The sequence below is a fragment of the Pseudoalteromonas sp. Of11M-6 genome (assembly GCF_022347905.1).
GTDB lineage: Bacteria > Pseudomonadota > Gammaproteobacteria > Enterobacterales > Alteromonadaceae > Pseudoalteromonas.
Genome location: NZ_JAKRFW010000022.1, coordinates 36,672 through 57,157, shown reverse-complemented (window position 1 = coordinate 57,157; position 20,486 = coordinate 36,672). Strand labels below are relative to the sequence as shown.

The window sequence follows — 20,486 nt, the reverse complement described above, 5'->3', positions numbered from 1 at the left end:
ACAAAGCCAGAGCGTCAGCTCTGGCAATGAGTGAGATACTTATGCAATCAATTCCGATGACAGTACGAGGCGAAGAATTGCTTCGTGATGAACTGAATCATTTAAAAAAAGTTGTTCGCCCGAAAATCGTTGCAGATATTGCAGAAGCGCGTGAACACGGTGACTTAAAAGAAAACGCTGAATACCATGCTGCACGTGAGCAGCAAGGTTTTTGTGAAGGCCGAATTCAAGAAATTGAAGCTAAGCTTTCAACAGCACAGATCATCGACGTGACTAAAATGCAGAACAATGGCAAGGTTATTTTTGGTAGTACTGTGACTATTGTTAATGTAGATACAGACAAAGAAGTAACTTATCGTATCGTTGGTGACGACGAGGCCGATCTTAAGAACAACTTGATTTCTGTTAATTCACCGATTGCGCGTGGATTAATCGGTAAAGAACTAGATGATACAGTGAATATTCAAACGCCGAACGGCGCTGTTGAATATGAAATCATCGAAGTTGAATACAAGTAATCCTTTCTTTTAAAGCCCGCACCCGCGGGCTTTTTACTATAACAATCATTTCTACTTTTGCTGCTGTAATGTCGTGTAATTGCCATTTCTCTATATTCTTATAGCTTTGTGTGATGCCTGTATATTTTTTGGTACAAACAATTTGAGGAGAAAAGGATGTCATTTGAAGTCGATCAATTCAAAACAGAAGGGTTTGAATTGTTTATATCGAGTTGGAAATCTAAGTTGGCAGGCGCTGGCGCGCGGGACCTCTCCCTGAATCAACATTGTTTTTGGCGTATCATGCGTAGTCGCTGTGCGATTGACCTTAGTAAGCAGAGTGAGCTTTTGCAAGGTGTGAGCTTAGCAAGGTACGATACCTATCTTATTCTTACTGCTTTGTTGTATACCAATAGCTTATATGCAAGTTCTGATTTAATCATTGGCTATAATCTACCAGATCACTTCTTTACCAATAATAGTTCTGAAGCTCGACAAAACCTCTCTCGTGAGTTACTTGATTCGCTCAAGCTTACTCAGCCCTTGTTCTTAGTTGATGAATATTTTGAAAATTTTGAGTTCAATACGATTGCTTATGACAAGCTCAATGAGGCTAATCCCGTTTGGCACGATATAAGCAGCGAATTAGGCACTTTACCCAGCTTAGTAAATACCACCCGCTCAGAGCACCAGCTTTCCTTAAACCTATTACACTTTGTACCGAAGCTTTTCTCTGGTAAGCAGCTTGCCGAGCAAATAAATTATTTAACCTGAGCTTCGAATAATTAATGCCTTTCTAGCAGCTAGTTTTAGCGCTAACTGCGTTGAATTCACTGCCAATAGCCAGCTATTGGTGCGTAAATTCGCCTGGTTATCCCTAAAACTCTCTGGCTAGATTAGGAAATAATTTGATGTAGTTAAAAAACAATGAGTTGGCTCATCCCTTATCAAACCTCAGGTTATTTAGCTGAGATAGCGTAGGGGTCATACACATCTGACATAGTTTGAAACGAATTTGATTTAGACTTTTAGTGCGAGCTTGTTACACTCGGATTGTTCCCAAAACCAATCAGGCACCGGTTCATAAATGATATGTGCGTATGAGCCGGTATCTTTATCAGGAGAATAACCATGAGTTTATTAAAAAGCGCATTGTTTAAGACGTTGAAAAATAAGTCTACTCAGCAAGTCGCTTCAGTGGTATTGGATAAGGCCATGAAGCAGGGAAAAGAATACCTAGATTCAAGAAACACCAGCTGTGGTAACGATACAGATGAGTTGCTGTTAGGGTTACAGCATTTATTAGCACAAAAACCAAATGACGGTGTTTATTCAATCACGCTATCCACTTATCGAGTGAGAGTAAAAATCACTTCTGGCGCTATTTCCCATATTGATAAGATCTAATTTATTCCACTCACTATAAATTTTTATTCCTTCTTTTCGTCAATTGGTTGGACTTTTAATCATAAAGATCAACCAATTGGGTGTATGTATAAGCTACGACCTTCCCTTTGTATATCCGTTTTTAAGATTATGATGGCTTTTCCGTCGAGCCACTATTCCATAAAGTTATATAAAATATATTGTATACATTGTAATTTTAGTGTTAAAAACCTATAACCCAATCGGGTTTGGATACACAACAGGAAAGGTAAATGATGAAAATTACAAAACTCACTTTGGCGTTATCTGCGCTTACAGCGATAAATTCAGCCAACGCACATCAAGAATCACAGCGACTCTTTAAGCCGCTCGATGCATCGGTTCAAGTGGAAACGAACATTTCCCATGGCCATGAGCACAAAGATTTGCATGATAGAGCACCCGTTGCACATACACCAACAAGGAGTATGCCGCTATTATCTGCTAAACACACGCCATTATTGCAAGCGCTGGCAGTGGGCCAAAGTGAAGCGATTGCTGCATGTGATTTAAATAGCTTAGCAAGTGCGAGCAGTAGCCAAATTGTTACTGAAATAAAGCAACAGGGTACGAGCTGTATCAATGCTTTGTTCTCCGCTGACAGCAGCATCCAAACACAAGTATTCACTTCAGATAAAATGTACGCTGCGGCGCAAAATGCCAAGTCGCTTTCGCAAAGCTATTCAGGCAACGGCAGTGCCGACCTCGAAGCGCTTTATTTATTTATTCGCGCTGGCTTTTATGTTGAGTTTTACAATGATCAGGTGACTTTCGCTACTTGGGTTAAGCCTGCGGTGAAAGATGCATTGGATGCTTTTGTTAGTAATAGCCATTTCTACGACGACAATGATGCTCATGGTAAAGTACTCGGTGAGGCTATTACTACAATGGACTCATCGGAACTACAGGGGCACTATCTGCCAGTTGTAAAAGCATGGCTATCTAAATGGAATGAAAGCTACGCTCAGAAGTGGAATATGCGCAGTGCGGTAAACGGCATTTTCACTATCTTATATCGTGGTCAGTGGAATGATAACTTTGTCGCTTTGGTTAAAAACGATCAACAATTGGTGAGTTTACTAGGGAGCTTCACCGCACAAACTTGGATGGTAAATTCAGACTCTGAATATCTAATCATCAATGCTGCGAGCGAATTGGCTCGACTTAAATTATACAATGGTGCAGCTATTCAAGAGTCAGTCGACACGCAATTAACCGCTTTATTCTCGCGTTATAACAGTTATGGCTTTGGCGATGGTGTCTGGTTAGCTGCGGCTGATGTCGCGACCTATTATGCTGATTGTGGCCAGTTTGGTATTTGTAATTTTGATAAAGAACTTGAGAGCAAAGTACTTTCTCAACAACATAGTTGTAGCGATACAATAAAGATTAGAGCACAAGCACTCACCGCTCAGCAATTGACTTCAGCGTGTCAAACCATGGAAGCGGAAGAAGGGCGATTCCACACCATGTTGGAAACAGGCCGCTTACCAGTTGCCGATGATAACAATGATTTTCTGCAAGTGAATATCTTTAATAGCAGTGCAGACTATAAAAAATATGCCAAAGCCATTTTTAAAATCAGCACCGACAACGGTGGTATGTATTTAGAGGGTGATCCTAGCGATGTGAATAACGTTGCTAATTTTGTTGCATACGAGGCCAGTTATGCAAAGCCGGATCATTACATCTGGAACTTAGAGCATGAATACGTACATTATCTTGATGGGCGTTTTGACCTGTATGGTGACTTTAATGCTCCGACTAAGCCTATCGTCTGGTGGAGCGAAGGGGTGGCTGAGTACATTGCAAACCTCAATGATAATCAAGCCGCAATAGATACAATCAAAGATGGCTCAGTATATACGCTAGCCGAAATCTTCAGCACGACGTATGACGGTTTTGATCAAGATAGAATTTACCGTTGGGGTTATTTAGGGGTGAGATTCCTGTATGAAAAACACTTTGATGAAGTGCTCGCAATGCGACAGGAAACGCGACAAGCAAATTGGAATGCGTACCAAGCCCGTATGGACCGCCTCGCATCACAGTATCAATCAGAGTTTGTTCAATGGTGCAACGAGCTTGCCGCTGGTGGTCAGAATAACGCACCAACTTCAGTGATTAATGGCCCATACTCTGGTGACGTTAATCAAGCGATACTATTTTCAAGCCAAGGTAGTATCGACCCTGATGGTGATGCACTCACTTACCTGTGGCGTTTTGGTGATGGCAGTCAAAGTAATGAAGCCAATCCTACGCACAGTTATGTGCAAGCAGGCGAGTATCAAATTAGCTTAACGGTGAGCGATTCTAGCGGTTTGAATCACACTAGTAATACAGTGGCTACTGTAAACGCAACGACTTCAAACAAACTACAGTCTGGCGTACCTGTCACGGTTGCGGGCGAGCAAGATGAACAAGTTGCATTTTCAATCGATGTCGCTGCTGGCACTGATAAATTAGTCATCAGCACGTCTGGAGGTACAGGTGATGCCGATCTTTACGTTAAGTTAGGCTCGACGCCAACGTTCAGCGAGTATGATTGCAGACCATATCAATCCGGTAACGAAGAGGTATGTGAAATCACTACACCTACCGCTGGCACCTATTACATTATGCTACATGGTTATAATCGCTTTGAAAGTGTGCAGTTGTTAGGGGAAATCGTAACAAATTCAACAATAGAGGACGTATGTCAGTCGCAGGGTAGTGTCTCTAATGGTAGATTAGCAGCGGATGAAACAATTTGCCTTGGAAGCCAAGAGCCGATGTGGTTTAGCCTTGAGAATGTAAGTGGTCAACAATCGGTGGTGATCAAAACAGCCCATGGTAGTGGTGATCTTGGGCTTGAATACAGCAATGCAGGATGGCCAAACGGCACTAATGTGGACGCAAGCTCGTTCAATCAAGGTAACCAAGAGTGCATTGAGATAAGTGCGCAATCTGAATATTGGGGATACTTGAAAGTGTCAGGCGCACCAACGGGGGCAGCGCTGAAGGTGTCTTATAATAAAGATGGTTGTCAGTAATTGCCTAATACTAAGGCAGAAATAATGGAAAGTAATTAAACGGGTGATACAGATCACAGTTATTACTTGTTCATAATTTGTTTTTGTTATATTTTTGTAAAATAAGGGGCCTTTGGTCCCTTTGCTCATTTAAAAACATGCAAAAGGAATTAACTGATGTGCCGAGAAGGAGCTAGGCTGTAGTTTTAGACTGTATTAAAAGTTTAGGTTAGACACGAGGCACTCAGTGTTAAAAAAGTACTTTATTGCCATTTCCACTTGGTTAATGGTAGCCTTTTCAGTGACAGCCGCTGAAACCCAAATTCTTTACGTATATCATCATAAGCCGCCCTATATTATTGATCTAGAAGCGCAAAAAGGTCTTTATTTTGATTTAGCCAAACTGATTAATGCCGTGCAAAAAGAGCTGCAGGTAGAAGTACGTTTTGTACCACGTAAACGCTTAGATAAGCAGCTCGAACAGCAAACGCTCAAAGGTTTTATTTTAGGGGTAAACCCAGCTTGGTTTGATGACCGCAAAAAACAAAAGTATTTGTGGAGCGGCCCGTTAATGTATGACACGGACGAATTTGTCTCGCATGTAGAGCAGCCGTTTGAATATTATCACCCTAGCTCATTGTCCGGTAATCAAGTTGGCGCCATTGCTGGGTACTACTACCGCCACTTAGATCAAGGAGTAGAGCAAGCCAATATCCAGCGAGTGAACGTAAATTCCGAAGAAGCTCTATTGGAGATGATCCTCAAAAGGCGGGTGAGTATTGCGATCGTCAGTCGCTCTACGACAGAATATCTTGTTGCTAAAAATGGTTGGAAGCGAGTGTTTCACTTTTCTCAAAATCCTCATGAAACTTATTTTAGAGCAATATTGGCGCCTAAAAATTCAGCATCGGATTTTGAGGCGCTACAACAGGTGTTAGATTCCAAGCCTTTCAAAAAGCAACTGGTGAAATTGCTTAAAAGCTACCATCTTGCTTATTGAAGTAAGGGGGAAGGAGCGGTAGTTATTCTGATTTCAGGTTAGATACATCGCTCCGGTGCTTTAGCGATTACCAGCAATTATTACCAACTACCCGTGTTTTCCATTGACTGCCAAGGCTCGGCTGGAGGCAATGCATCACCTTGTTGGAGTAATTCGATCGAAATGCCATCTGGAGATTTAACAAATGCCATGTGACCACAGCGCGGTGGTCGGTTGATCACCACACCGGCATCTTGCAGCTTTTGGCAAAGTGCATAAATGTTTTCTACGGCAAAGGCCAAGTGGCCAAAATTACGACCACCAGTGTATTCTTCCGGATCCCAGTTATAGGTAAGTTCGATAGTAGGAGAAAAGCTTTGCTGCGCCTGCTCAACTTGATCAGGGGCGGCGAGATAAATTAAACTAAAACGGCCTTGTTCACTGTCATAACGTTTCACTTCAACGAGACCCAAGAGGTCGCAATAAAACTTCATGGATTCATCAAGATCGCGTACACGTACCATAGTATGTAAGTATTTCATTATGTATTCCGTTTAGACTCTAGTCAGCAAATTTTAAAGTGTTACACATCAGATTGAAAGGTCAACAGACCTCAGGCATCCTGATGAGCGGATAAAAAAGTAATTGATTTCTGGTAATTTTTAGCACTGCTAGTTAAGCTTTTGTGAGATTGAGAATTAACGATTCAAAAGGGCGCTCAACGATGGCAGAACTTCCTGAAGTAATAGATAGCATGACAGATATCGTTTCGTGCTTAAACACCAGCGAATCTTTGGAGCACTTCTTGTTGAATGTGCACTGTATTGTGCAAAAAATTACTTACGCGGACAATTTCTATGTGGTTTTGCAAAGACAAGATGGCGAGTTTGAGTTTCCCTATTTCCATGATGTCAAAGACAGTATTTCGCTCGAGGAATTAAATAGCCTAACTAGCACAGAAATAGACAAAACGCTTACTAGTTATGCGCTGCGCTCTGACAGTGTAAAGAACTATTCTGAGCATGCTTTGATGGCACTGACCGAGAAAGGGGTTATTGAAATGTTAGGCAGTTTCCCCAAGCAATGGCTGTGCTTTCCGTTAATCAATCGCGACAAGCATTTAGGCGCGTTTGTGATCCAATCCTACCGTCGTAGCGATGAATATTCAGAAGCCATGGTGGATTTGTTGTATACCGTCAGTCATGTTATTGCCTCTGCGATGGATGCATTTGCAAACCAGCAAGCACTCATTGAAGCGAATACAGCGCTTAAAACACATGAGCTTGAATTGGAAGCAATGGTAGAAAAACGCACCCATGAACTTAGTGCGAGTTTAGAAGAATTAAGAACAGAGGTCGAAAAGCGCAAATCACTTCAAGAAAAGCTAGAGTTTGATGCCTACCACGATAACCTTACGCAATTGGCGAATCGAAAATACCTATTTAACGAGCTAAATAAAATGTCTGCTCGCTCGATGCGACAGCCAGTAAATCTGTATTTAGGGTATCTTGACTTAGATAACTTCAAGCCGATTAATGATAATCACGGCCATCATAGTGGTGACGAGGTTTTGGTACATGTAGCAAGACGTCTACAAGAAGCATTACGAGAGTATGACTTTGTTTGTCGTATTGGTGGAGATGAGTTTGTCTTTGTGATTAATGAAAAAATTGCCAAAGACTTGCTTGAAAGCTTAGCAAATCGCCTTTTGAGCGTGATAAATGAAGATATCTTGCTTACCAATGGTGAGTTGGTAAATGTCGGATGCAGCATCGGTATGGCGGTTTCTGAGGGCGTGGAATTCAGTGCGGAATCGTTATTAAAAGTTGCTGATCAAGCGCTTTATGAGTCGAAAGGAAAGGGTAAGAATCAAGTCTCATTTAGCTTCAAATAACACTGAATATAAGATTAATATTTTGTTATTTATCATGTTTTTATAAAATTTCATGATATTGTTCGTTGTCCTTTGCTTTAAGCAGATGATTGATTTAGGATCAGGCTTTATAGTCAGAAAAACATGGACATTATGATCATCAGGCTGATCCTTATTGCACTGTTTTGTTTTGCCATGACGGCAAAAGCAGTAGAAGTTCAAAATTTATATGAAGCCTCGCTGAGTGTTAGCGACAAATCTCGCGCAACGCGAGCGCAAGCGAGCCAACAGGCATTATTAAAAGTGTTGCAAAAGCTCACAGGTAAAGCCGATGATTTTTCTCACCCTTCTATCCAAGCGAGCCTTAAGCGCATCTCAGATTACATGCTGAGATATGAATATTATGATCGACAAGGCGTAACCAAAATAAAGGTGGAGTTTGAGCCTGGTAAGGTCGAAGATCTAGTCAGAGAAGCCGGCTTACCGCTTTGGGGCAACCGCCGTCCTATGGTCGCGATTTGGATGGTGATCGAAGATAACTTCCGCCGAGAGTTTGTTACGCAAGAAAGTTACCCTCAGCTCGAACGCTTGATTTATGACACTGCGGACGAGTGGGGCGTGCCGGTCGTTGTTCCTCTGATGGATCTTGAAGATCGCAGTAATGTGAGTATCGCAGAGGTGTGGGGAAACTTTTCTAACGAAGTAGAAGATGCGTCATTGCGTTATGAGGCGGAGCGCGTTATCACCGCCCGTTTGTTTCAGCCTCCCCATACAAATTCTTGGCAGCTAGACTGGCGCTACACTGACGCTGAATATTTTGAGCCTGAGCAATATGTCGGTGACAAACAGCAAGTTATTATTGATATGGTGAATCAGCTATCTAGCACTTTAGCTCAGAAATATGTTATTGACCCTAATCTCACTTTTGAAGCCCATCGAACTGAAATTGTGGTTGAGCAATTACGGTCATTTAGGGATGTAGAAATGGCGAAGCGTCGTTTGCTATCTATGAGTACTGTAGTGGATGTCGATGTGATCTACCGTGCGAAAACAGCAGTGAAGTTTGCGATTGAACATACCTCTAGCGTATCAGACTTGCGTAAAACGATTGCATTGGAGCAAAGCTTTAAGGCGTACGAAGACCCGAGAGCCTATTATCAAATCGCAGACGATAACAACCTTAAATACAATTGGGTGGATAAATAGGATGGAATCGCCACGTCAAATGGCGTTGCCAGTGACGCTGCCTGATGACGAAACCTTTGCCTCTTATTTTGGCGGTGAAGCGTCATTGGAAGTAAGCCACTTAAAAAATGGCCTTGCCCGTCGTTTAATCGGTTTTCAGTACACTTACTTGTGTGGGTTGGCAGATTCTGGCAAGTCGCACTTGCTTTATGCCACGTGCATTGAAGCGCAAGAACTTGGACTCTCGACTATTCTATTGTCAATGCGAGAAGTGTTGGATTTTGGCCCGTTAGTGTTAGATGGGCTCGATGCACTGGATGTAGTTTGTATAGACGATGTGCATTTGGTTGCAGGAGATGAAGCGTGGGAAAAAGCCTTATTTAACTTTTTCAATCGTTTTAATGAAAAAGGCAAATGCCTAGTGGTCACTGCCGATCTGTTACCCAACATGTTGAATTTGTCACTACCAGACTTAGAATCGCGCCTAACCTGGGGGACGACTTTTCAGATCCGCTCGATGAGTGACGATGATAAAGCCGAAGCTCTAGTAAAAAGAGCGCATATGCGAGGCCTTGAGCTCTCTGATGAATGTGCACGATTTTTGCTCACGAGATTGAGTCGTGATATGCGCGCTTTACTTGATGTATTGGATAAACTCGATCACGCATCCATGGCTGCGCAAAGAAAGTTAACAATTCCTTTTATAAAAGCCACTTTAAAGCTGTAACAGGGCTAGAATATCGCCTTGCAATTCAGTTATCATAAGAGATTAAATAACAGCAAATTACCTCAGCAAAGATCAGGTAGACAATGAATTTAGAAAATATTTTAGCGCAAGCGCTTGAAGCCGTTGAGCAGGCAAGCGAAATTGCGCACCTTGAGGAAGTTAGAGTTAACTACCTTGGTAAAAAAGGTGAGATCACAGGTCTTCTTAAAACGCTAGGCAAACTCGCACCAGAAGAGCGTAAAGACGCAGGTCAGGTGATTAACCAAGCGAAGACCCAAGTACAAGATGCGATTACAGTAAAACGTGAAGCGTTAGCCAATGCAGCACTTGAGCAGAAGCTAGCAGCTGAGACGATTGATGTGACGTTGCCGGGTCGTACAATGCCAGCCGGTGGCCTTCACCCAGTTACTCGCACCATTGAGCGTATTGAGCAGTTTTTTGGTGAGCTAGGATTTGCTGTTAAATCTGGCCCAGAGGTTGAAGATGACTTTCATAACTTTGACGCGCTAAATATTCCAGAGCACCACCCAGCGCGTGCCGATCATGATACTTTCTATTTCAATCCTAAATTGGTACTACGTACACAAACCAGTGGCGTTCAGATCCGTACTATGGAAGCTGAGCAGCCGCCTTTGCGAATTATCTCGCCAGGTCGTGTATACCGTAACGATTACGATCAAACACATACGCCAATGTTCCACCAAGTTGAAGGCTTGATGGTCGACACTAACGTGAGCTTTACAGAACTTAAAGGAATTTTGCACGATTTCCTACGCAACTTCTTTGAAGAAGATATGGAAATTCGCTTCCGTCCTTCATACTTCCCGTTTACAGAACCTTCAGCAGAGGTGGACGTAAAAGGTAAAAATGGTAAATGGCTTGAAGTACTAGGCTGCGGCATGGTGCACCCGAACGTACTGCGCTCGGTAGGCATTGACCCTGAAAAATACACTGGTTTCGCCTTTGGTATGGGGGTTGAGCGTTTGACGATGTTACGTTATGGCGTAACTGACTTAAGAGCTTTCTTCGAAAACGACTTAAAATTCCTAAACCAATTCAGATAAGAGCGACAAAAGTATGAAATTCAGTGAAAAGTGGTTACGCGAGTGGGTCAATCCAGCAATTGATACTGATGCGCTATCTGAGCAATTATCAATGGCGGGTTTAGAAGTTGATGGTGTAGACCCAGTTGCCGGTGACTTCCAAGGTGTGGTTATCGGTGAAGTGGTTGAATGTGGTCAACACCCAGATGCTGACAAACTTAGAGTAACAAAAGTAAACGTAGGCGAAGACGAACTACTAGATATTGTCTGTGGTGCCGCTAACTGCCGTGCGGGTTTAAAAGTAGCGGTTGCTAAAGTGGGCGCAACGCTTCCAGGCGATTTCAAAATTAAGAAAGCTAAACTTCGCGGTCAACCGTCTCATGGCATGCTGTGTGCGTTTGAAGAGCTTGGCATGGCGGAAAGTTCAGACGGTATTTTAGAACTCCCTATGGATGCCCCAATCGGTCAAGATATTCGTGAATACTTCGGCTTGAACGATGTAACGATTGATGTCGATTTAACGGCTAACCGTAGCGATTGTTTAGGGATCAAAGGTCTTGCTCGTGAAGTTGGGGTACTAAACAGCATCGACGTAACAGAAGTTGATATCACGCCAGTTACGCCAACGATTGATGATAAAATCTCTATTGAATTGGTAAACAGTGAAGCATGTCCACGCTACTTAGGTCGTGTGATCAAGGGTGTTAATGTTAAAGCAGAAACCCCGTTTTGGATGGTAGAGAAACTACGCCGCTGCGGTGTACGCTCAATTGACCCAGTTGTTGATGTTACGAACTACGTATTACTTGAGCTAGGTCACCCTATGCACGCGTTCGATTTAAGCCAAATCGAAGGTGGAATTAAAGTACGTAATGCCTTTGAGAATGAAGAGCTAGTATTGTTAGACGGCAACACGGCGAAGCTTAATCCATCAACACTTCTGATTGCTGATGATAATAAAGCACTTGCGATGGCAGGTATCTTCGGTGGTGAACAGTCAGGTGTTAGTGACGAGACAAAAGACATCTTGTTAGAAAGCGCGTTCTTTGCACCGCTTGCGATTGCAGGTCAGGCACGTAGCTACGGTTTGCATACCGATGCATCGCACCGTTATGAGCGTGGTGTAGACCCGGTACTGCAGCGTGATGCGATGGAAAGAGCAACAGGCTTGCTACTTGAAATCGTTGGCGGTGAAGCCGGACCGATTGTTGAAGCTGTGTCAGAAGCGGATTTACCAAAAGAGCGTCAAGTGACTTTACGCCGTGAGCGTTTAGACCGCGTGATCGGTTATCATATCGAAGATGCTAAAGTATCAGACATCTTGGCGCGTCTGGGCTTAGCAGTAACATTTGCAGGCGGCCAGTGGCAAGCTCAAGTACCAAGCTATCGCTTCGACATTAGTATCGAAGAAGACTTAATTGAAGAAGTTGCGCGCGTATTCGGTTACAACAATATTCCAAATGTGGCACCAACTGCTGCGTTAAAGATGACAGATCATCAAGAAGCACGTTTGCCTGTAGCGCGCTTTAGAGATGAGTTAGTAAGCCGTGGTTATCAAGAAGCCATCACATATAGCTTCGTTGATCCAAAAGCACAACAGCAGCTACACCCAGAAGCAGATGCATTAATTCTTCCGCACCCAATTTCGGTTGAAATGTCTGCAATGCGTGTAAGCCTGATGACAGGCTTGATCAATGCAGTTTCTTATAATCAAAATCGTCAACAATCGCGTATTCGCTTATTCGAAACGGGCCTTAAGTTCATCAAAGACGACAACGCGGAAAACGGCGTACGTCAAACCGCTGTGATCGGTGGTATCGCGTATGGTAATACGCATAACGAACATTGGTCAGTGCCTTCACGTAAAGTGGATTTCTTTGATGTGAAAGGCGATGTAGAAGCATTACTAGCGCTTTGTAACGATAAAGCACGCTTTAGCTTTAAAGCGGAAGTGAGCGATGGTTTGCACCCTGGTCAATCAGCTGCAATTTATGCAGACGGTAAAAAGGTTGGTTTCATCGGTGCAGTTCATCCTCAGCTATTAAAGCCGTTAGAGCTTAAAGATACACCATATGTATTTGAAATCGACATGGCTGCTTTAGAAAATCGTCAGCTTCCAGAAGCGGTTAGTATCTCGAAATTCCCATCAAATAGAAGAGATATTGCTATTTTAGTTGCAGATGACGTAAAAATAGGCGATATTTTAGAGTGCATTGAGAAAGTTGGCGGAAATCAATTAGTTGACCTAAACTTATTCGATGTGTACAAAGGGCAAGGGGTTGAACCTGATCATAAGAGTTTAGCCATTGCTCTAACATTGCAAGCGGTTGATAGAACGCTCGAAGAGAAAGACATCAACGCGGTTGTAGAAAACGTGGTGGCCGAACTGGCCAAACAATTCAATGCATCGTTGAGGGACTAGATATGGCGCTTACTAAAGCCGACATAGCTGAACACCTATTTGAAAAACTGGGGATCAATAAGAAAGATGCCAAAGACTTAGTTGAAGCGTTTTTTGAAGAAATCCGCTCAGCGCTAGAAAACGGCGAGCAAGTAAAGCTCTCTGGGTTTGGTAACTTTGACCTTCGCGACAAGAAGGAACGCCCAGGTAGGAACCCAAAAACTGGGGAAGATATTCCTATCTCTGCGCGACGCGTGGTAACTTTTAGGCCTGGCCAAAAGTTAAAAACCCGTGTTGAGGTCGGCACAAGCAAAAACTTGTAATATAAGAAAGCCTTGGTGGTGAAACCAAGGCTTTTTTTATATTGAAATAGTTTTGTCACATATTCGAGCTACACTCTGCGCCTGTTTGCGTTCCGTGGAGTGAGAAGCTTATGCGAGGAGCACACTCCTTAAGCAAGTTGTTTAAGAATATCTTTATTGCTTGGTTGTCTTGCACCTTTGTATTTTCAATCGTGGCTGCCTTCACCTATGTGCATCAAAAAGAAACCGCTAAATCCAACCTTGTCACTGTAGCGAGTCGGATTGTATCTGACATCAACAAAGAGTTTGTCGTTGTAGACGATACCTTAAAACATGCTATCCATCTTTCTCCAAATTGCGACCCTGAGGGTCTACACTACATGCGTAGATTGGTTTTTGAAAACCCAGGCATGAGCGAGATAGGGATCGTAGATGGTAAAGGGAAATTGGTCTGCAATTCTTTTGGGCAACTCACTCCACCTGTGAATACCAGTGCCCCAATAAAAAAGCCCGGGCTTAGATACTATGGCCCAATCATTACCGACTATTTAGAACTTCCTGCTTTTGTTTTAGCGCGCACGAGAGACGATGGATATGAGGTAAATGTGTTGATGCCGGATCATTGGCTAAAGAGTATGCTTGATATCTCAGCTCATCATAATACCGATTTTGCTGCTTTGGTCGACAATAGCACGGGTGTGCCGGTTTTTTTAAATGGTAAATACGCTTTGCCAATCCGCCAAAAACTATTTCCAGTGGCTAATAGCCGCGCAGTAGAGGGGCTCTTTGATGATGCAAAGGTAAAGTTTGCGTATGTTGCAGCTATTCCAAGTTTGCCGCAGATGAGCTTAATTATTGCAAAAAATGATGAGCAACTAGTGAGTCTAGGGTGGTTGTGGCTAGTACTTTGGAGTGTGTTGTATTGTGCCTCTTGGGTTGGCCTCACGTTGTTATTAATCAGTTATGACAAGCGCCAGCTAAGCAGTAAAACACAAATATTAAGAGCATTGGCAAATGATGAGTTATTTAATGTGTATCAACCTCTCGTTAATGCACAGATACCATCGATAGTGGGCGTGGAAGTACTCATTCGTTGGCGTCACCCACTTGAAGGAGTGCTCGGCCCCGCTTACTTTGTGCCTGAAGCTGAGCGTGATGGTACTATTTTAGATATCTCGATAGCACAAGTCGAAAACGCTGTGCGTGATTTGACGGACATCTTAGTCGCTCAGCCAGACTTTAAGGTGTCTTTTAACGTTAATGGTTTACTTTTGGGCTCTAAACGCTATATCGATGCCTTACTTGCTGCAAAAAACCAAATATCTTCATTAACTATTGAATTAACTGAACGTGATGTGCTGACGCAGGCTCAAACGAAAACGGTACTAACCGAGCTCAAACGTGCTGGAATAGAAATCGCGATTGATGATTTTGGTACGGGGTATAGTGGTTTACAGTACTTGCAAAGTTTTCCGATCGACTTGTTGAAAATAGATCAGAGCTTTGTAGCATCAATTGGCCTAGATACTTTGCAATCCCCGGTTTTATCGGCAGTGATTGATATGGCGGAAAAGCTGGATAAGAAACTGATTGCTGAAGGGGTAGAGACTCAAGCTCAAGCTAGTTATCTCAAAAGTAGAGGGGTGAATATTCATCAAGGTTGGCTTTATTTCAAAGCACTAGAGCTGCCGCAACTACAGCGTGAGATAGATAAAGTGTTAGATAACAAAAGAGCGGCTTAACCGCTCTTATTTAACCAAAGCTCAGAAAAAGACCTAACTATTATAAAACCTCAGCGAAGTAGCAACCAAATGCATCAAGTATTAGTGCATTTGCGCTCGCCGTGCCGCTTAGGTGCTTCAGGTCGCACTGCGTTAATGCAACTTCAGGAAGTGTCACGCTTTGTTGAGTAGCTGCTAAGTTGAATGCGCACAGCAATGTTTGGGTTTGGGTTCTACGGTAAAAAGCTAATACTGGCTCTGGAGTGTCAATAAACTCAATGTCACCTGTTTTTAGTGCAGGTTGCGCATTTCGCCACTGTAAAAATGCTTGATAGTAGCTGAGCGTTGAATTGCTATCTACTGCTTGTTTGTCTACAGCTCGTAGGGCATGCGCTTCAGAAACTGGTAACCAAGGCTTAGACTCTGAGAAGCCAGCATTAGTTTTTGCCTGTGTCCACGGGATCGGCGTTCTACAGCCATCACGGCCTTTAAAGTTTGGCCAAAAGGTAATGCCATATGGGTCCTGCAGCTCTTCGAAGGCAACGACGGCTTCGCCAAGCCCTAGTTCTTCGCCTTGGTACATACAGACGCTACCACGCAATGAACCGAGAAGGGCGGTGAGCATTTTGACCTGTGCATCGTTTACCTTGCCATCTATACTCCAGCGACTTGCTACCCGTTCTACATCGTGATTTGCAAACGCCCAACATGGCCAACCTTCGGTCATGACTGACTCTAGGCGAGAAACCGTTTCTCTGATGTACTTTGCACTATAGTCATTAGTAAGGAGCTCAAAGCTATAACCCATATGAAGTTTATTACCATCGGCTGTGTACTCTGCCATTGTTTGCAAAGAGTCTTCTGAACTGATCTCACCTAAGCTAACGGTACCTGGATATCTATTTAATAAGGCACGGATCTCTTCCATAAACGCTAAGTTTTCTGGTTGCGTATTATTATAATAATGGTATTGGAAAGCGTAAGGGTTATCTTCGCTAAAGCCACGACCTTGACGAAGTTCAATGGGTTTAGCTGGATTATCCCTAAGCTGCTTATCGTGAAAACAGAAGTTGATGGCATCTAGTCTAAAGCCATCAACGCCTTTTTTAAGCCAAAATTCGACGTTATCTAGTACGGCTTTACGTACTTCAGGGTGATGAAAGTTGAGATCCGGCTGCTCAGTTAGAAAGTTGTGCAGGTAATATTGGCAACGTCTAGGCTCCCACTGCCAGGCAACACCACCAAAAATGGATAGCCAATTGTTTGGTGGACTGCCGTCTGGATTGGCATCGGCCCATACATACCAATCTGCTTTATCATTTGTGTTGTCTTCACGACTTTCGACAAACCACGGATGTTGATTTGAGGTATGACTAAGTACCTGATCAATAATGATCTTAATATCACGTTTATGTGCTTCACTAATAAGCGTATCAAAATCGTCGAGTGTACCAAACATAGGATCGATATCGCGATAGTCGCTAATATCATAGCCAAAGTCTTTCATTGGCGATTTAAAAAATGGTGAAATCCATACTGCATCAACACCAAGCGATTTAATGTAGTCTAGTCGCTGAATAATACCCTGTAAGTCGCCAATACCGTCTGCATTACTGTCTTGAAAGCTACGCGGATATATTTGATAGATAACCGCGCCTTTCCACCATTCATTATTTGCCATGCACTTTCTCCAGGCTATGTGCGTGTTTATTCTGTGGCAGTGCTGAGTATCAAGTAAATACTATGCTGGGCACTTTCACCACTAATTTTGCCAAAGAATACGTCATGCTCGGTGGGGTGTAAAAAACCTGCATACGTATGCAGGTTTTGTGAGGTGAATTTATGATAACTCATTCACATAATTTTATTTTATAAAATAAATTTACCAATATTGACCTTTAAAAGGGAATAACCAGACAAATAAAGCTTTGTAAGAGTGAATTTTTGGTAAGACCAATTTAACTTAAGTATAGCTATAGATTACATGTTGAGGATATTTTGGTGTTCAGTCGACAATAATAGCCCGTGAAAGTTAAGATTTAGTGAAATTAAAGCTGGTAAATAAATGTGGTCGGCCTTTTGACCTTACCCAATAAAACTATTTATATATCATTAAGTTGAGTTTTATTCCTGTAAAAAACCTGTAAATTTCGTTGAAATGCACTAGCTTTGAATACGTATGCATAAAGTTGTTTACAAATTTAATCAGCCGCTAGTATTTGACTGACAACAACTGTGCTCGTTTGTTTTTCCATCAGTTTGCACGCCAGATGAACAAATCGCACAATATAATATGGTTAATTGGGATAAAACATTATGTCTAAGTTCAAACCGAGTATGCTAACGCTTGCGCTGATTGCTGCAGGTGTGAGCCATGCTGCTCCTGTTGAAGATAACACTGCTAATAATGAAGAAAAAAACGTTGAGGTGATCGAAGTTCGAGGTATCTCGCGCAGTATCATCGCCTCAATCGATAAAAAAAGATTTAGCGACACCATTGCAGAAGTAGTTGATGCTGGAGACTTAGCTTCCTTACCTGACGTATCAATCGCTGACTCGTTGAGCCGTCTACCTGGGATCACCGCGGTAAGAGCAAGTGGGCAATCTTCGCAACTTAATATTCGCGGGATGAACGGCGACTTTATTCAAACCACATTAAACGGACGTGAGCAGGCGAGTACCAGTGGATATACTGCAGGTAGTCGCTGGATTTCATTCGACCAATATCCGTCAGAATTAATTAATCAAGCCGCAGTGTATAAATCACCAAAAGCGTCGCTGATTGAAGGCGGTGTTGCGGCTACGGTTGAACTTAAAACGGCAAACCCTCTCGATGCTGAAAAAGAGCATAATTTTAATTCTTCGGTAAGATATTCCTACAATGATGCTGCATCAGATGTGGGCGCGGATTCAACAGGCGAACGTATTAGTTTTTCATACCGAGGTAAATTCCTAAATGAGACACTTGGTTTTGCTATTGGTGGGGCGTATCTAAACCAACCAAATAACGCAATTGATATCTCAGCGCATGCTCCTACACGCTCTCAAGATTTTGATGGTGATGGTACAGAAGAGCGTTCGGTCAATGGCTTTCAATATCGTTCAGCCAAAGGCAGCGATGAAAGACTTGGCCTGTTAAGCACTTTGGTGTATCAGCCAACAGACGCATTCAAAGTCCAATTTGATTATTTCCATTCTAAGTTTGAATCGGAAGATAAAAAGAGCGGCTTAAATATTGAAGGATTCTCAAAAGATATTAACTCGTTGTATTCGGTTGATAATGCAGTTGTTAAAGACGGTTTTCTAGTTGCTGGGGATGTGACTATTACTGATCCCAATGGCCCATGGGTTGAGATGCGCTCTGAAGACCAATCAACGGATTCAACCACCGACAGCTTTGGCTTAAACTTGCAATACACGACAGATTCGTGGGAATTAAAGTTCGACTGGGCTCATAGTGAAGGGGAAAAAACGCGTAGAGATATGATTGCTTCAATGCATGCATATGAATACGGTACTTCTACACTGGAAGATGGAACGTTAGTTAACACTTGGCAAGAATTAAGAAATCAAACCTTTTCTTTCGAACAAAGAGAGAAAGACTCACCGCTGTTAACACTTGGCAATGGGTATACCGACCTATCTAATATGCGACTGGGTGATTGGGAACAATTTCCTCACAAGTACACAGACGAGTTAGATAGCGTTAAGGTTGATTTTAAGTATTTTATTGAGAACAGCTTTATTTCTTCGATTGAAGTTGGTGCGCGTTGGTCTGACCGTGAATTTACGGATCAACGCTCGACATTTAGATGGGGCGCACGCGAAGGCCAAAATGGTTACCAGTTACCGGATGGCACCATCGTCACGAACAAAGGCTGTGAATTTAATGATCAGAACCACCCGTGTATTCCTCACGATTTGACGGGATATGTTTCGGTTAGAGATACTCGAGGTTTCCAATACTTGGAACTAGACCTTGAAGGTATCGCTAACGAAGTATTTGGTCCGGGCAATTATGAGGCACAGCAAACTTGGGGTCACAATTGGACGCTCATTGAAAGTGGCGCTGTTCGAGAAGAAGTATTAGCCGGTTATATTATGGCAAATATAGATACCGAAATTGCCGACATACCAGTGACGGGTAATTTTGGCGTTCGAGTAGTAAGAACTGATACGAAATCAATAGGCATTCAACAGATCCAAGGCGATGAAGTTGGTGACTCAATCATCGATGATAATGGCGTTGAAAGAACCGATTATCGCCATGTTAATTACGGCCCTGAGTATACGGACACATTGCCTTCACTAAACCTCAATTTCAGAGTGAGTGACACGGACCAAATTAGGTTTGCAGCTGCAGAAGTTATTGGCCGTCCACCTGTCTACCAGCTTAGAGGTGGTGCAGGGTCTTGGGCTGACACCGCAAATGATGGTACTAGTCCTCGTTATAATGTGTGGTCAAAAGGTAACCCAAATTTAGACCCGTTTAGAGCGACTCAAATTGATTTATCTTATGAGCGTTACTTTGAAGATGGTGGTGCTTTTGTTGCCGCGATATTCTGGAAAGATATTGAATCTTTGATTGAAAGTATTACTTATCAAGAAGGTGAGGTTGACTGGGCTGATATTGGCCTAGAGGTACCAGATGGGTTTGTTGCAGGTCAATACCAAACGACTCAGAACAATGATCAAGGTGGATACATAAGAGGTATTGAGCTGGCTTATACCACGATGTTTGATAATTTACCGGGTGTCTTTTCGGGCTTAGGTTTTAACGCTAACTATTCATATACCGAGAGCGAAACAACGGTAGATGGCGGTGGTAACTTCCCTGATCAGCAACTGCCACTCCCTGGTCTCTCAAAAAATGTATGGAGTGCTACGGTATTTTGGAACATAGATTCGTTCACAACACACCTGAATATCCGTTACCGTGATGAGTATGTATATGAAGGGGCTTCACCAGGAGGCTCTTCTCTAGCTTGGGCTGATGAATATACTGTTGTTGATTGGCAGGCATCGTACAACTTTGAGAATGGTTTGGAAGCCGTCTTACAGGTTAATAACCTAACTGATGAGCCAAATACCACTAATTATGGTACTGCACTTGCCACTGGTGAGTACAAAGAGTTTGGTCGCCAGTATTATTTAGGGTTCAACTATAGCTTCTAATTATTAGCAAGCATTCATGGCCACCAAAGTAACACCTGCTTTGGTGGCTTTTTTATAGTCGCTCACTGTGTAATGAGTGGTTATCATCAATTATCTAAATTGATATGTTTGTTTCACTTTCAATACGTGGTTTTTAATAGGTTTAAG

General features: G+C 42.7%; 15 protein-coding genes. 13 read left to right on the top strand and 2 right to left on the bottom strand.

Annotation, left to right across the window (positions count from 1 at the left end; all coding sequences use genetic code 11):
• Nucleotides 1-41 precede the first annotated feature (41 nt).
• From greA to MHN32_RS12565, 5 genes are all read left to right on the top strand, one after another.
• Nucleotides 42-518 (top strand): transcription elongation factor GreA, encoded by a 477-nt coding sequence (greA, locus tag MHN32_RS12585; RefSeq protein WP_010377973.1) that lies wholly within the window; start codon nucleotides 42-44, stop codon nucleotides 516-518.
• 156 nt (nucleotides 519-674) lie between these two features.
• Nucleotides 675-1,271: a hypothetical protein gene (locus tag MHN32_RS12580; protein WP_102056591.1), complete on the top strand. Its 597-nt coding sequence runs from the start codon at nucleotides 675-677 to the stop codon at nucleotides 1,269-1,271.
• Nucleotides 1,272-1,628: 357 nt separating this feature from the next.
• On the top strand, nucleotides 1,629-1,904 hold the full coding sequence (locus MHN32_RS12575) for a hypothetical protein (RefSeq protein WP_010604031.1): 276 nt from the start codon (nucleotides 1,629-1,631) through the stop codon (nucleotides 1,902-1,904).
• A 251-nt stretch (nucleotides 1,905-2,155) separates the two neighbouring features.
• Nucleotides 2,156-4,954: a collagenase gene (locus MHN32_RS12570; protein ID WP_239421857.1), complete on the top strand. Its 2,799-nt coding sequence runs from the start codon at nucleotides 2,156-2,158 to the stop codon at nucleotides 4,952-4,954.
• A gap of 226 nt (nucleotides 4,955-5,180) precedes the next feature.
• Complete coding sequence (locus MHN32_RS12565; RefSeq protein WP_235367566.1) at nucleotides 5,181-5,933, top strand: transporter substrate-binding domain-containing protein; 753 nt, start codon at nucleotides 5,181-5,183, stop codon at nucleotides 5,931-5,933.
• 80 nt (nucleotides 5,934-6,013) lie between these two features.
• Here the strand turns inward: MHN32_RS12565 and MHN32_RS12560 are convergent, their stop codons facing one another.
• Nucleotides 6,014-6,454, bottom strand: a complete 441-nt coding sequence (locus MHN32_RS12560; protein WP_010604034.1) for a VOC family protein — start codon at nucleotides 6,452-6,454, stop codon at nucleotides 6,014-6,016.
• A gap of 182 nt (nucleotides 6,455-6,636) precedes the next feature.
• Here MHN32_RS12560 and MHN32_RS12555 point away from each other — a divergent pair, with 182 nt between their 5' ends.
• The 7 genes from MHN32_RS12555 to MHN32_RS12525 all read left to right on the top strand — a co-directional run bounded on the left by MHN32_RS12555 (nucleotide 6,637) and on the right by MHN32_RS12525 (nucleotide 15,185).
• Complete coding sequence (locus tag MHN32_RS12555; protein ID WP_239421856.1) at nucleotides 6,637-7,806, top strand: sensor domain-containing diguanylate cyclase; 1,170 nt, start codon at nucleotides 6,637-6,639, stop codon at nucleotides 7,804-7,806.
• Between the two features lie 123 nt (nucleotides 7,807-7,929).
• Nucleotides 7,930-8,991 (top strand): DUF2066 domain-containing protein, encoded by a 1,062-nt coding sequence (locus MHN32_RS12550; RefSeq protein WP_010604036.1) that lies wholly within the window; start codon nucleotides 7,930-7,932, stop codon nucleotides 8,989-8,991.
• 1 nt (nucleotide 8,992) lies between these two features.
• On the top strand, nucleotides 8,993-9,697 hold the full coding sequence (gene hda, locus MHN32_RS12545; protein WP_010604037.1) for a DnaA inactivator Hda: 705 nt from the start codon (nucleotides 8,993-8,995) through the stop codon (nucleotides 9,695-9,697).
• An 83-nt stretch (nucleotides 9,698-9,780) separates the two neighbouring features.
• The gene (pheS, locus tag MHN32_RS12540; RefSeq protein WP_010604038.1) at nucleotides 9,781-10,761 is read left to right on the top strand and encodes a phenylalanine--tRNA ligase subunit alpha; all 981 of its coding nucleotides are present in this window, start codon (nucleotides 9,781-9,783) and stop codon (nucleotides 10,759-10,761) included.
• A 13-nt stretch (nucleotides 10,762-10,774) separates the two neighbouring features.
• The gene (pheT, locus tag MHN32_RS12535; RefSeq protein WP_239421855.1) at nucleotides 10,775-13,162 is read left to right on the top strand and encodes a phenylalanine--tRNA ligase subunit beta; all 2,388 of its coding nucleotides are present in this window, start codon (nucleotides 10,775-10,777) and stop codon (nucleotides 13,160-13,162) included.
• Between the two features lie 2 nt (nucleotides 13,163-13,164).
• Nucleotides 13,165-13,464 carry an integration host factor subunit alpha gene (ihfA, locus tag MHN32_RS12530; RefSeq protein WP_010377997.1) on the top strand — a complete coding sequence of 100 codons (300 nt, stop codon included), beginning with the start codon at nucleotides 13,165-13,167 and terminating at the stop codon, nucleotides 13,462-13,464.
• Nucleotides 13,465-13,574: 110 nt separating this feature from the next.
• Entirely contained in the window at nucleotides 13,575-15,185 is a 1,611-nt protein-coding gene (locus MHN32_RS12525) for an EAL domain-containing protein (protein ID WP_239421854.1), read from the top strand.
• A 40-nt stretch (nucleotides 15,186-15,225) separates the two neighbouring features.
• On the opposite strand, the gene MHN32_RS12520 is transcribed toward MHN32_RS12525, so the two are convergent.
• On the bottom strand, nucleotides 15,226-16,845 hold the full coding sequence (locus MHN32_RS12520) for an alpha-glucosidase family protein (RefSeq protein ID WP_239421853.1): 1,620 nt from the start codon (nucleotides 16,843-16,845) through the stop codon (nucleotides 15,226-15,228).
• Nucleotides 16,846-17,480: 635 nt separating this feature from the next.
• On the opposite strand from MHN32_RS12520, the gene MHN32_RS12515 reads away from it, so the two are divergent.
• A complete protein-coding gene (locus MHN32_RS12515; RefSeq protein WP_206472703.1) occupies nucleotides 17,481-20,339 on the top strand; it encodes a TonB-dependent receptor in 2,859 nt (952 codons plus the stop codon).
• Nucleotides 20,340-20,486 lie beyond the last annotated feature (147 nt).